Source organism: Streptomyces ortus, assembly GCF_026341275.1.
GTDB classification, from domain to species: domain Bacteria; phylum Actinomycetota; class Actinomycetes; order Streptomycetales; family Streptomycetaceae; genus Streptomyces; species Streptomyces ortus.
In genome coordinates, this window is the sequence record NZ_JAIFZO010000002.1 from 6,191,254 (window position 1) to 6,204,001 (window position 12,748).

Sequence of the window (12,748 nt, forward strand, 5' to 3'; positions counted from 1 at the left end):
CGTGGAACTCGCACCAATCCCCTGGCCGCCAGCACCGCGTGCACCGAGTCCGCCGACTCCTCGGGCGTCTGCGACCGCGTGTCCAGTGCGAGCGCCGGGTCGAGCGGGGGCTCGTACGGGTCGTCGACGCCGGTGAGCCCGGTCAGGCGGCCGGCCGCCCGGCGCGCGTACAGGCCCTTCACGTCCCGTTCGCTGCACACCTCGACCGGTGTGGCGACATGCACCTCGATGTAGGGCGTCCCGCCGGCCTCGTGGCGCTTGCGCACCGCCCCGCGGCTGTCGGCGTACGGGGCGATGACGGGGACGACGGCCAGGACGCCGTTGCGGGCCGGCACCTCGGCGACCAGGCCGATGCGCCGCACGTTGGTGTTGCGGTCCTCGCGGGAGAAGCCGAGTCCCGCGGAGAGGAAGCGGCGGATCTCGTCGCCGTCCAGGACCTCCACGCGATGGCCCTCGGCGCGCAGCCGCCCGGCGAGGAAGCGGGCGATCGTCGTCTTGCCCGCGCTCGGCAGCCCGGTGAGCCAGACCGTGGCCCCCTGGGTGGTAGGGGGCTTCCGGCGGCCCCTTGCCGTGGTGGTCATGCGTGGTGTCCCTTCGCGGCGTCCGAGGTGCGGTGCCGTGGTTCGGGGTGAGCGGGGGGGGGTGTGCAGGGCAGGGCGGCCGGTACGCCGAGTTCGTTGAACAGGGCCTCCCAGCGCGGGTGCACCGCGTCCGGGCCGTACGAGGCCGCCGTCAGCACGGCCGCGAGGCCCATGTCGGCGCGCAACGCCCGGTCGCCCATCAGCCTGGCCATGGAGCCGGCGAGCGCGTCGGGGTCCTCGGGGGGTACCAGCAGGCCGTCGACGCCGTGGGTGAGCACGTCCGAGGGGCCGGTCGGGCAGTCGAAGGCAACCACCGGCAGCGAGTGGCTCATCGCCTCGATCATCACCATCGGCAGTCCCTCGAAGCGTGAACTGAGCACGTAGAAGGAGGCCTTGGCGAGTTCGTCGTCCAGCCGGTCCGTGTGACCCATCAGGAACACATGGTTGTAGAGGTGGTGCTCCTCGATGAGCGCGCGCAGTTCGGCCTTCTTCTCGCCGCTGCCGTAGATCCGCAACTGCCAGTCGGGGTACGCCTCGACGAGTTTCGCCCACGCGGGGATCAGCAGGTCGAAGCCCTTCTGCGGGAACAGCCGCCCGGCCGCCACCGCGATCTTCGACCGGTGGTCCGAGGGGAGCTGGTCGAGGGAGTGCACGGCGTTGGGGATGCGCACCACCCGGGTGCCGGGCAGCAGTTGCCCGTACTCCTCGCGGTCGCGTTCCGTCAGGACGGCGACCGCGTCGAAGCGCGGGTACGTCTCCCGGATGCGGCGCCGCACGTCAGGCTTGTGCGTGCCGTGGTTCATGTGTTCCTGCGCCACCCGCACCACGCCGCCCGTCGCGTGCTCCGCGGCGAGGAAGTTGAGCGCCGGCCGGGTGGTCACGAGAATGCCGTCGCGCAACGAGGAGAGGTACGCGATCAGCCGCCGCTCCACGTACCGGTTGAAGTAGCGGTAGCCGAACTCGCCCGCCGGGACGTGCCGCGCCGGCCGCTCGGTCAGCCGCCCGCGGCGCCAGTCCCGCCAGCGGCCGGCCACCCCCTGGCCCGGGGAGTGGGCGCTCTCGCGCACATCGACGACCGTGCTGACGCGGACGCGCGGGTCGAGCGGGAACTGGAGGTCGTCCCGGCGGCGCAGCGCGCTCACCAGCTCGACCTCCCACCCCGCCCGCACCAGGGAGTTGGCCTGGTTCAGCACCGTGCGGATGGTGCCGCCGCGGCCGTAGGCGTGCAGCAGGAGATAGCGGACCTTCGGCCGTCCGGTCGCGTCCGCGCGCCGGGCTGAGGTCTGATGATCCGTCATGAGGCGTCTCCCGTACGGCACTCCAGTGAAAGGTTGTCCTTCACTGTGTAGTACGGGCGTACGCGCAGACCGTGTACGCGCTGCTCGGGAAAGACCATGATCTTCTTCTTGCCGTGGATGTCGTCGAGGTGTCGTCCGGCCCTCAACCGGGACTCGCCGTCGGTGAGATGGATGTCCCACTCCTCGATCTCGGCGGGGTCCGGCGTCAGCAGGTCGGCGATGGGCAGCTCGCCCTCGAAGCGGTCGCCCTTCACCCGCGCGGGATAGTCGAGCGGGCGGCCGGGGTGGCCGCGGCGGGTGAGCAGCAGCCGCCAGTCACCCTCGGCGGGACGGCCGTGGATGCGACCGACGAGCCGTACGCGTCCGTCGCGTGGCCACACCTCCGCCATCTCGGCGTGCGATCGCACCTGCTCGGGCCGGTGTACGTGCTCGTGCCCTGTCGAGGGCTCGGGCCGGTTCACGTGCTGTATCCCCAGGCCGCGCACATGGGCCGCAGCAGCTCCGGGATCTCGTCCTCGGCGGGCAGCGGGCGTCCGCGCTGCACCTGGCCCGTGCGGATCTTGTCCCGCCAGTCGCCGAGGCCCTTCACGACCTGGGTGTCGTCACGGCGGCCGTAGTCGAGCATCGACGGTTCGAAGGCGACGCCGAGGAACGCGCAGAGTTCGCGCAGCTCCTTCTCGGGGGTGGCGGTGAGGTCCTCGTAGCGAAGGGTGTGGTGGTGCTCGTCGCCGCCGGTGGCCGCGTTCCGGGCGTTCTCGACGGCCTTCATGTAGCGCAGGGCGTCGGCGGCGGCCTCGTCGAAGATCCGCTTGCCGGGGTCGCCTTCATGCCAGGACCGGGCGATGGACACCGGGTGGCGGAGCAGGAAGACGAAGCGGGCGTCGGGCCAGCAGTCCCGGATGCGCCGGTGGACGAAGGCGTTGCCGGGCGTCTTCTCGACCAGGACGTCCTTGCCCGGTCCGACCAGCTCCCGGTGCATGACCCGGTCCCAGAGCAGGTGCTCCAGGTCGCCGCGCTCCAGATCCAGGGCGCTCATGGCGCGCTGCGAGAGCTTGCTGCCGAAGTCGACCTCGAGGCGGCGGATGTGCAACTCGTGCGGGGAGTGCAGCCGCGGGTGCGCGTTCAGGAGCATCCGCAGCAGGGTCGAGCCGGAGCGTACGGGGCACATGATGAAGACCGGCCGCCGCAGCAACCGGTCCGTGGCGAGATCTCCGGGGGCCGGACATCGCTACACGGGCGTGGGCCGCTTGCCAGGTTTCGCCGCGGCCCCGGCCTTGGTCGGCTGTTGCGGCGCGGCGGGGGTGGCCCGGCGCACCTGAAGGCCGGTGGTGGCGGAGAGCGCCCGGTTCAGACTGCCCATCAGACTCATGCGTCCCGACGCTAAGGGCTGTCCCGTAACTCCCGGTGGATCAGCGCGCGGCGTCAGATGCGGTGCATCGCAAGGCGCCGGGTCGCCCTCATACCGGGTGTATTCGGGCGATCCGGCAACGCCGCGAGGTGCCGTAGCTGTCGTCGTGCGCCCGCCGGGAGTTACGGGACAGCCCTTAGGTAAGGATTATGAGAAGAGGGACTGAGTGACCTGAGCGTTGCCTTAGCGACGGCCCCCGGGTACCCCCGCGAAGGCCGCCCCGGCGTCCCGCAGCCGCTCGTGCAGGGCCCGGAAGACGGCGGCGGAGCGGGCTCCGGGCCAGTCGGGGGGCAGCAGCGCGGCGGGCAGCCCCGGATCGGCGTACGGGAGGTGGCGCCAGGAGTCGAGGGCGAGCAGATAGTCGCGGTACGCCTCCTCCGCGGGGGTGTCGGCCCGGTCCTCCCAGTCGCGCAGCACGCGCGCGTGGCGGTCGAGGAACGCCTCGTGCTGCTTGGCGATCCCGGCGAGGTCCCACCAGCGCGCGACCGCCTCGGCCGTGGGCGCGTACCCCAGGTGCGCGCCGCGGAACAGGTCCACGTACGTGTCCAGCCGCAGCCGTTCCAGCGTGTGGCGGGTCTCTTCGTAGAGGCGGGCCGGGGCGATCCACACCCCGGGGGCGGCCGTGCCGAAACCGAGGCCGGCCAGGCGTGAGCGCAGCACGTGGCGTTTCTGGCGCTCGGACTCGGGCACGGAGAACACGGCGAGGACCCAGGTGCCGTCCTCGGGCGGCGAGGCCACGTAGACCCGGCGGTCGCCGTCGTCGAGGAGCTGCCGTGCGTCGGGAGAGAGCACGTAACCGGCCGCGCCCGCTTCGGTACGGGCCGGCAGGAGCAGCCCGCGGCGTTTGAGCCGGGACACCGACGAACGTACGGAGGGCGCGTCCACGCCGGCCGCGGCGAGAAGCCGGATCAGCTCGGCGACGGGTACGGGGCCGGGGGCGAAGCGGCCGTACGCGCCGTAGAAGGTGACGATGAGGGAGCGGGGGGCGTGCTGCTCGGACACGTTGATCACTTTAGGCCGTCGTCGACTTCTTGACGACCGTCAACGGTACGCCACAGCGGGCGGGCGGGCGGGCGGGCGGTCGGGCGGTCGGGCGGCGAGGGTCAGGCGGCGACGGTCAGCTGTCCGACCGGGACCCGGTGCGGACCGACGGCGCGTCCGTCGGGCAGCAGCGCGCCGGTGTCGTCGAAGACGATCGCGCCGTCGCACAGCAGGTACCAGCCCTGCTCGGGGTGCGCGGAGACGATGTGCGCGTCGGAGCGGTCGCCGTGACCGGTCCGGACGGTGCGGCCCGTGCGGCCGGCGGACGGGCACGAAGGCTGGCGAGAACACATGATGGGCCTCCACCTGCGAGGAGTTGGGCGGCGTTTTCGTCGTCCGTATGGATAGACCATGCGCCCCTCGCGAACTCATCGGAACAGGGGGAGGGCAGTCGTGACAACACGCGGACAACACGCGGACACCGCGCGGACGAGCCCGGGACGGACGGTGCGGACGCGCCGCCAACTCGCCACCAAAGGGGTGAGGGTCACGCCCGCGGGTCCACCGGGCCGGTACCCCTGGAGGCCCCGTTCCACCCCCACTCCGGGAGGTAACTCGATGAGAATCCACCAGGCCGTCGGTTCGGCCACCGTCACGGCGGCGCTGCTGCTGCTCGCCGCGCCGTCCGCGGGCGCGGTGTCCGGGCCGGACCGCTCCTCCGCTTCGGCCGGACCGGCCGGGCTCTCCGAGACGGTGACCGTCGATCCGACGGGGCGCCTCGCCGCCGACGGCACCGTCACCCTGTCCGGCACGTACCGCTGCACGGGCGGCACCGGCCGGACCTTCGTCAGCTCCTCCCTGAGCCAGGGGGAGAGCAAGGTGCGCAAGGGCGTGGGCGGCACGCGGGCGGTGTGCGACGGCGCCGAGCACCGCTGGACGAACACGGCACGGACGGACCCGGGCCGCTTCGCGCCGGGCGCGGCGACGGTCGAGGCGTCGGTGATGGAGCTGCGCTCCGGCGGCCTGCCGCTCCCGATGTTCCACGCGGCCACCGAACAGGCCGTGACGCTCGCGGCGCCCGAGTCGGCCGGCATGACGCCCGTCGTTCGCTGACCCCGCCGACCTGTGGTGACGGCCGGTTACTGCCGGTGACGTCCGGTGATGCCCGCCGACGTCACGTCGACGGCGTCACGCCCCGGCCCTCCGCCGAGCGCCGTCCGCCGAGCGCACGCGGCTCGGCGGACGAGCCGGCGGTCGTTGTCACGGTTCCGGTCGTGGTCAAGGGTCCGGCCGTCGTCACGTTCCATCCGTGGGCGTCCCCGTGGGCGTCCCCGTGGGCGCCCCCGTCGGCGCCGGGGCGAAGTCGCGTATCCCGCGCAACGGTGAGCACACCACCCAGGCGGCGGCCAGGGAGGTGCCGCAGGCCGCGATCCACAGGGTGCCCCTGATCCCGACGGACTCACCGAGCACGCCCCCGAGCAGTGCCCCGAGTGTCACCGCGCCGAAGCCGACGAAGCGGACGGTGGCGTTCGCCCTGGCCAGCATCGCCTCGGGACAGACCACTTGGCGGTAACTGACCTGGGCGACGTTGTACACGACGACGCCGTAGCCGGTGACGAGCAGACCGGCCAGCGCCGGGGCGAGGGCGAGCAGGGCGCCCCGGCCCGCCAGCGGCACCAGCAGCAGGGCCGGGAACGTGGTCAGCGGCACCAGCCAGACCGCCCGCGCCTGGCCGATCCGGCGGACGACGCGGTGCGCCGAGAGCGCGCCGAGCACCCCTCCCAGACCGAGGACGCTCAGGGTGGCGCCGGCCGCGGAGCCGCCGAGGCCGAGGACGCCGGTCAGGAAGAGGACCTGTACGGCACCGAGCACGCCGGCGAAGAAGTTGGCGGTCGCGGTGCAGCCGGTGATCGCGAGCAGGGTGCGGTGACGGGCCATGAAACGCAGCCCCGCGCCCACCTCGGCAAGCAGGGGCGGACCCGTGCCGTCCGGAGGGTTCGCCGGGTCCGGTTCGCGCATACGGCGCAGTAGCAGACTGGACGTCAGATAGCCGAGTGCCGTCGCCAGCACGGGAGCGGCGGGCCCCGCCACCTGGACGAGGGAGCCGCCGATGCCGGGCCCGGTGATCTGGGCCAGGGACTGGCTGGACTGCAGACGGGCGTTGCCCTCCAGGAGATGGTCGCGGTCGACCAGGGCCGGCAGATGGGACTGGTAGGCGACGTCGAAGAGGACGGCGAGGACACCGCACAGCAGGGCGACGGCGATGAGCTGGGCGACGGTGAGCAGGCCGCTCCACCAGGCCACCGGGATCGTGCACAGCAGCAGCGCCCGGCCGGTGTTGGCGCGCCGCATCAGGCGGCGCTGCCGGGCCCGGGCCACCCACACCCCCGCGGGCAGCCCGATCAGCAGATAGCCCATCGTCTCGGCGGCGCTGAGCAGCCCCATCTCCAGCGGGGTCGCCGCCAGGGTGGTGGCGGCCAGCAGCGGCAGCAGGGCGTTGCCGACGTACGTGCCGAACTGGCTGACGGAGTCGGCCGCCCAGAACAGCCGGAACGCACGGTGGTGCCGCAGGGAGACGGGCGGGGGTGCGGGCGCGGTGGCGGTGGGCGGCCTGCTCACCGCGTGGTCCGGGGAGCGGCGGCCACCGCGTCCGCGAGCACGTTCACGGCCCGGTCGACGTCGGCGGCCGTGACGCCCGAGTGGGTGACCGCCCGGATGCGGCCCCGCCCCAGCTCGGCGAGGTGGACGCCGCGGACGCGCGCCGCCTCGATGAGGGAGTCGGTGGTGTGGGAGGTGCCGTCCTCGTCCACGGCGAAGAACACCATGTTGGTACGCGGGGGCTCCGGGTCGAGCCGCAGGCCGGGGAGGCCCGCGAGGCCGTCGGCCAGCCGCCTGGCGTGTGCGTGGTCGTCGGCGAGGCGGTCGATCATGTCGGTCAGGGCGACGATCCCGCACGCCGCGATCATGCCCGCCTGCCGCATCCCGCCGCCGAGCATCTTGCGGTAGCGGCGGGCGGTCGCGAGGGACGCCTCGTCGCCGACGAGCATCGACCCGATCGGCGCGGACAGCCCCTTGGAGAGGCAGAACTGGACGGTGTCCGCCGGGGCGGCGAGGTCGGCGGCCGGTACGCCGAGTGCGAGGGCCGCGTTGAAGATGCGGGCCCCGTCCAGATGCAGGGCGACGCCGTGCTCGTGGGCGAGGGCGCCGGCCGCCGCGAGGTAGCCGGTGTCGAGGGGGATGCCGCCGCGGCGGTTGTGCGGGGTCTCCAGCGTGAGGACGGCGGGCAGCGCGAACTGGGGGTCGTCCCGGTCGACCTCGAACGCCTCGGCCACCGCGTCCAGCGGCAGGGTGCCGTCCTCGGCGGCGGTGACGGGCTCGTAGACGACGCCGCCGAACACCGAGGCGCCGCCCGCCTCGTAGACGTAGATGTCGGATTCGGCGCCGACGACGGCCTTGCCGCCGCGCGGGCTGTGGGTGAGGAGGGCGGCGAGGTTGGCCATGGTGCCGCTGGGCATCAGGCAGCCTGCCTCCTTGCCGAGCAACTTGGCCGACATGGACTCCAGTTCGGTGACGGTCGGGTCCTCGCCGTAGACGTCGTCGCCGAGCCGTGCGGCGGTGGCCGCGGCGAGCATCCGGGGGGTGGGCAGGGTGAACGTGTCACTGCGCAGTTCCACGACGTGGCTCATGGCCGGGCTCCTCACGGTTGGCGGATCAGGGTCGACACGGCGTCGGCGAGCGCGCGTTCGGCGGACGCCCAGCGGCTCCTGCGGGCATCGGCGGCGGCGCCGAGCCCGTCGAGGCGGTCGGCGGCGTCGTCGAGGGCGGCGGTCACGGAGGCCGGGGCGGGCCCGCCTCCCGCGCCCGCCGTCGCGGCGACCGAGTCGGGGTCGAGGGCGTCGAGCAGTTCGCGGGGGTGGTCGCCCAGGCGCTCGGCGGCGACGGCCTCGAAGGAGCGGCCGGTGGCGAGGGCCACCCTGCTGATGTCGCCGACCGTGTGGTGGGCCGTGCGGAACGGCACCCCCGCCACGACGAGGCGTTCGGCGAGCGCGGTGGCGGCGGTCTGCCCGTGGGCGGCGCGCCGCCGCATGGTGTCCTGGTCGGGCTCCGCGCCCTCGATCATCAGCCGCAGCAGGACCACGGCGTCGGTGGTGGCCTCCAGGGCGGACCACACATGGCCGACGGCCTCGGTGCCCACCGCGATGGCGTTGGTGTAGCGCGCGGTCGACATGGCCGCGGTGGCCGCGGTGAACGCGCCGAGTGCGCCCGCCGCCTTGCCCTGGATGTTCTCCAGCAGGAACGGGTTGCGCTTCTGCGGCATCATCGAGCTGCTGCCGACCAGGCTGTCGGGCAGGACGAGCAGCGGGTTCTCGGCACTGGTCCAGGACTGGAGGTCGTGCGCGGTCCGGGTCAGGAGCACGCCGAGGACGGTGCAGGCGGCGAGCAGCCGCAGCACCACGTCCCGGGAGGCCACGGCGTGCAGGGAGTTGGCGAGGGGCGCGTCGAAGCCCAGCAGCGCGGTGGTGCGGGCCGCGTCGACGGGCAGGGTGGTGCCCCCGACGGCCCCGGCGCCGAGGGGGTTCTCGCCGAGTTCGCGGCCCGCGTGGTCGAGCTGGTCCAGATCCCGTACGAGGGCCGCGGCGACCCCGGCGAGATAGTGGCCGTAGGTGATGGGGACGGCGGGCTGGTGGTGGGTGTACGCGGGCATGACGGTGGTGTGCCAGCGGCGCCCCCGGTCGACGAGGGCCCGGCCGAGGGCGTCCGTCTCGGTGAGCAGCCGGTCGTACGGGCGTCGCAACTGGAGCCTGAGCACGGTGGCGTTGAGGTCGTTGCGGGAACGGCCGCTGTGCAGGACGCCGCCGGTCTCCTCGCCGAGGGTGTCCACTAGGTGGCCCTCGTAGGCGAGGTAGCGGCCCCGCGGGGCGGGAAGGTTCCGCAGCGGGCCGAAGTCCGTGGCGCGCAGGTCCTCGATTCCGGCGAGCAGTCGGGCGGCGGTCCCGCGCTCGATGACGCCCTGTTCGGTGAGCATGACGACATGGGCGCGGTCCACCTCGCTGGTGGGGCCCAGTTCGGCGGCCACCGGGTCCGGGGGGACCCGCAGATGCCTCTCGAAGAGGATGTCCGCGGCGGCCGGGTGCACGGCGGAGGTCAGACGTCCGGTGGCGCCGGCGGTGGACGGGGCGGGCGCGTCGGTGATGGCGGTCATACGGGGCTCTCCTCGGCGCGTCGCGGTCGTAGGGAGGTGCGCAGCCCGGCCAGCGCGTCCTCCGCCGCCCGGGCGGCGGAGGACGCGCTGGGAGCGGTGGCGGCGGTGTGGCCGACGCGGTCGCGGTGGTCGTGCCGCGGCAGCAGCGGGACGCCGCGGCTTCCCGTGAGGACCGTGGCGGTGACGTACCGCGGCGGGCCGGCGGGGGCCGGCGGGGGATCGTCGAGCACCGAGGGCTCGTCGATCACGAGGAAGCGCAGTGCGGCGTGGTGCGCGCTGCGCGGCTGCAGGTCGGGACGGTGGCCGAGGGCCGCCCCGACCTGGGCGCCGACCAGGTCGATCCCCAGGGCGGAACGGATCAGCTCGGGAATCATGCCGCCGGCCAGCCGTGGGTTGACCTCGATGAGTACGGGTCCCCGGGAGGACAGCCGCAGTTCGACGTGGGCCGCGCCGTGGCCGAGGCCGAGCGCCTGCACCGCGGCCACGGCCGTGTCCGCGAGGACCTGTGCCGTGCCGGCGGACACGGGTGCGGGGACGTCGTGCCCCGTCTCGACGAAGTGCGGGGCGGCGCCGAGGTGTTTGCGCACGACGGCGACGGGAGTGCGGCCGAACACCTCGACGGAGAACTCGGGCCCGTCCACGTACTCCTCGACGAGGAGGCCGGGGGCGGTCGGGATGCCGCGCTCGTTGTGCGTACGGGCCAGCAGGCGGGCCGCGTGCTCGGTGGCCTGCGCAAGGTCGTGGCACAGGCGGACGCCGGTGCTGCCGGAGCCGTCGGCTGGTTTCAGGACCACGGGCGGTCCGGCGCGTTCCACGGCGTCGAGGACGGCGTCGGCGTCGGTCACCAGGGTGTGGGCGGCCACGGGTACGCCGCCCGCGGCGAGCGCCGCACGCTGGTGGCCCTTGTGCCGGCACCGGGTCACGGCCCCCGGGTCGGGTCCCGGCAGGCCGAGCGCGTGCGCCGCCTCGGCGGCGACGGGGACGAAATAGTCGGAACTCGTGGTCACCCCGGCCGGCGGACCGGCGCCGAGCGCGGCGATCGCGTCCAGGACGGCCCCGGCGCTCGACGTGTCGGCCTCGACCACGGTGAGGTCCTCGGCCCGGGCGTACCCGTAGCGGCCGGGGTCCTCGGCCAGCAGCACCGGCCGGACCCCGAGGTCCCGGGCGCGCCGGGCGAACAGCGGTCCGGTGCCGGAGGTGTTGGACTCGACGAGGACCAGAAAGGGCTCGGTCATCACTGCTCCCCGGAGACGGAAACGGAGACGGGGGCGGGGACCGGGACGGGGACGGGGCCCGGACGGGCGGCGGCGCCGCGCAGGGCGTCGTCGAGGGAGCGGCGGCGCCACTCCATGCGCGCCCACCCCCCGACGGCGTCACCGGGGTCGGTGACGGTGCGGGGCACGGTGGCGGCCGGCCCGTCCAGCAGGCCCCGCTCCGCGAGCCACTCGTCCCGGTAGACCGAGTCCTGGTACCGGTGCCCCTCGTCCGGAAGGAAGGCCACCACCTGGGCGTCGGGATTGCGTTCGGCGTACCAGCGGGCGACGAGGAAGGACGCGCCGCTGGTGGGACCCATGTAGAGGGCGTGCCGGGCGTGCAGTTCGCGGGTGGCCCGGACGACCTCCGCGGGGCCCGTCCAGTGCACTTCGTCGTAGGCGGCGTGACTGACGTTGGGCGGTACGAGGCTGTTGCCCAGGCCGCGCACGATACGGGGCCCGTCGGTCTGGCCGAAGATGGCGCTGGGAGAGGTGTCCACGCCGATCAGGCGCATGTGCGGCTGGGGCAGCCGCAGGAAGGCGGCGGTGCCCCCGGTCGACCCTCCGGAGCCGACCGGGCCGACCAGGCAGTCCACGGCGCCGATGGTCTCCGCGATCTGCTCGGCCACCGCGGCGTAGGCGTTGGGGTTGTCCGGGTTGTCGTACTGGCCCGGGACGTAGTGGTTGGGGTAGACGGCCCGCAGCTCCTCCAGCCGGTCCAGCCGGGCCTGCTGGAACCCTCCGCGCGGGCTGGGCTCGGTGCAGATCTCGACCCGGGCGCCCAGCTCGCCGAGCCTGCGGCGCAGCGCGGGGTCGATGGCCGGGTCGCCGACGATGACCAGGGGATAGCCGCGCAGCCGGCACACCATGGCCAGGCCGAGGGCGAAGGTGCCCGACGAGGTCTCCAGGACCGTGGTGTCGGGGGCGAGTTCGCCGCGCTGCTCGGCCCGGTCGAGCATGAAGCGGGCCGGGAGCAGCTTCATCAGGGTGAACGCGGCCACGCACAGGTTGGGGCCGAGGCGTATGAGCCGTGGCAGGACGGTCGCCTCGACGACCGAGTCACTGGCCGCGGGCAGAGTGGGTGATCTCATGGTCTCCGCTCTCAGTTCTTGGTGGTGAAGTACCAGGAGTCGCCGATGCCCAGGTCGGCGAGGCGCTTGCGGGCGTGGTCGGTGCGGGTGGCGAGGTCGGGCAGGTCGGGGTCGAAGAGGAGACCGGCCACGTCACCGCTGTGCGCGACCTGGAGCCCGGCCGCACCCACCGCCTCGGTGATCCGCAGCAGTTCCGTGAGCCCGGGGACGGGGAGGTGGCGCTGGTTGAGGCGGGCGCTGGCGGTCGCCACCCTGCCGAGCAGGGCGACGTCACCGGTGCGGACGGCCCGGCGGGCCGCGCCCAGCAGGGGGCGGAACGCCTCGATCTCCCAGACCGAGTAGCGCGCGGGCGGCAGGGCGAGGGTGTCGGTGCCCGTGCTGTCCTCGCTGGTGCCGAAGCCGACGACGGCCAGCGGCATCAGCGGGCCGCCCAGTTCCTCGATGACCTCGCCCTCGCGGTGGGCGAACAGGACGGCCCGGTGGGCGTACATGAGCGCGTCGGAGGCGGTCTCGGCGGCGACGGCCAGGGCGGCGTACTGCGCGGGGCTGGGGCGGTGCCCGGCGGCGTCGTACACGGCGCCGATGGCCGCCACGACGTCGGCGGTGGAGGAGCCGAAGCCGCGACTGGGCGGGATGTTGCTGGTCAGGCCGAGGGTGCCGCCGGTGAGGGGGCCGCCCAGGGTGCGCAGCGCGAGTTCGGCGGCCCGTCCCGCCTTGGTCCGCCAGGGGTCGAGGACGGTGACCCCCGTGCTCGTGTCGGAGGGCTCGAAGACGGCGTGGGACTCGTAAAGGGGGCAGGGGAGGGTGATCAGCGCGCGGCGCAGGCGTCCGTCGGACTCGAAGACGCCCTGGAGGATCTCTCCGTGGTGGCCGACGCTCTGATGGGTTCCCCGGATGCGTACCGCCGTCCCGGACGGTGCTGTGGTCATGTCG

13 protein-coding genes and 1 pseudogene are annotated in these 12,748 nt (G+C 74.0%); 1 reads left to right on the forward strand and 13 read right to left on the reverse strand.

Annotated features, from left to right (window positions below; translation table 11 throughout):
- Positions 1-11 precede the first annotated feature (11 nt).
- The 7 genes and pseudogenes from cysC to K3769_RS30625 all read right to left on the reverse strand — a co-directional run.
- Positions 12-581: pseudogene (gene cysC / locus K3769_RS30600) on the reverse strand (adenylyl-sulfate kinase); the annotation flags it as partial.
- Positions 578-1,879: a glycosyltransferase family 4 protein gene (locus tag K3769_RS30605; RefSeq protein WP_267029484.1), complete on the reverse strand. Its 1,302-nt coding sequence runs from the start codon at positions 1,877-1,879 to the stop codon at positions 578-580. The gene K3769_RS30605 and the pseudogene cysC, both read right to left, overlap by 4 nt.
- Positions 1,876-2,340 (reverse strand): hypothetical protein, encoded by a 465-nt coding sequence (locus K3769_RS30610; protein WP_267029485.1) that lies wholly within the window; start codon positions 2,338-2,340, stop codon positions 1,876-1,878. Before K3769_RS30610 ends, K3769_RS30605 begins: the two co-directional genes overlap by 4 nt.
- Entirely contained in the window at positions 2,337-3,047 is a 711-nt protein-coding gene (locus tag K3769_RS30615; RefSeq protein ID WP_308216410.1) for a sulfotransferase family protein, read from the reverse strand. The genes K3769_RS30610 and K3769_RS30615 overlap by 4 nt, the downstream gene beginning before the upstream one ends.
- 60 nt (positions 3,048-3,107) lie before the next feature.
- Complete coding sequence (locus tag K3769_RS40970; RefSeq protein ID WP_308216411.1) at positions 3,108-3,248, reverse strand: hypothetical protein; 141 nt, start codon at positions 3,246-3,248, stop codon at positions 3,108-3,110.
- A 222-nt stretch (positions 3,249-3,470) separates the two neighbouring features.
- Positions 3,471-4,298 carry a PaaX family transcriptional regulator gene (locus K3769_RS30620; RefSeq protein ID WP_267029486.1) on the reverse strand — a complete coding sequence of 276 codons (828 nt, stop codon included), beginning with the start codon at positions 4,296-4,298 and terminating at the stop codon, positions 3,471-3,473.
- 92 nt (positions 4,299-4,390) lie between these two features.
- The gene (locus K3769_RS30625; protein WP_267029487.1) at positions 4,391-4,621 is read right to left on the reverse strand and encodes a DUF5999 family protein; all 231 of its coding nucleotides are present in this window, start codon (positions 4,619-4,621) and stop codon (positions 4,391-4,393) included.
- A gap of 265 nt (positions 4,622-4,886) precedes the next feature.
- Here K3769_RS30625 and K3769_RS30630 point away from each other — a divergent pair, with 265 nt between their 5' ends.
- Positions 4,887-5,381 carry a DUF6299 family protein gene (locus K3769_RS30630; protein ID WP_267029488.1) on the forward strand — a complete coding sequence of 165 codons (495 nt, stop codon included), beginning with the start codon at positions 4,887-4,889 and terminating at the stop codon, positions 5,379-5,381.
- 183 nt (positions 5,382-5,564) lie between these two features.
- On the opposite strand, the gene K3769_RS30635 is transcribed toward K3769_RS30630, so the two are convergent.
- The 6 genes from K3769_RS30635 to K3769_RS30660 are packed head-to-tail and all read right to left on the reverse strand — an operon-like array spanning position 5,565 to position 12,744.
- Positions 5,565-6,887: an MFS transporter gene (locus K3769_RS30635; protein WP_267029489.1), complete on the reverse strand. Its 1,323-nt coding sequence runs from the start codon at positions 6,885-6,887 to the stop codon at positions 5,565-5,567.
- A complete protein-coding gene (locus tag K3769_RS30640) occupies positions 6,884-7,954 on the reverse strand; it encodes a GntG family PLP-dependent aldolase (RefSeq protein ID WP_267029490.1) in 1,071 nt (356 codons plus the stop codon). The genes K3769_RS30635 and K3769_RS30640 overlap by 4 nt, the downstream gene beginning before the upstream one ends.
- A gap of 11 nt (positions 7,955-7,965) precedes the next feature.
- The gene (locus K3769_RS30645; RefSeq protein ID WP_267029491.1) at positions 7,966-9,471 is read right to left on the reverse strand and encodes an argininosuccinate lyase; all 1,506 of its coding nucleotides are present in this window, start codon (positions 9,469-9,471) and stop codon (positions 7,966-7,968) included.
- Positions 9,468-10,706, reverse strand: a complete 1,239-nt coding sequence (locus K3769_RS30650) for an ATP-grasp domain-containing protein (protein ID WP_267029492.1) — start codon at positions 10,704-10,706, stop codon at positions 9,468-9,470. The genes K3769_RS30645 and K3769_RS30650 overlap by 4 nt, the downstream gene beginning before the upstream one ends.
- A complete protein-coding gene (locus tag K3769_RS30655; protein WP_267029493.1) occupies positions 10,706-11,815 on the reverse strand; it encodes a pyridoxal-phosphate dependent enzyme in 1,110 nt (369 codons plus the stop codon). Before K3769_RS30655 ends, K3769_RS30650 begins: the two co-directional genes overlap by 1 nt.
- Positions 11,816-11,826: 11 nt before the next feature.
- Positions 11,827-12,744 carry a GHMP family kinase ATP-binding protein gene (locus tag K3769_RS30660; protein WP_267029494.1) on the reverse strand — a complete coding sequence of 306 codons (918 nt, stop codon included), beginning with the start codon at positions 12,742-12,744 and terminating at the stop codon, positions 11,827-11,829.
- Positions 12,745-12,748 lie beyond the last annotated feature (4 nt).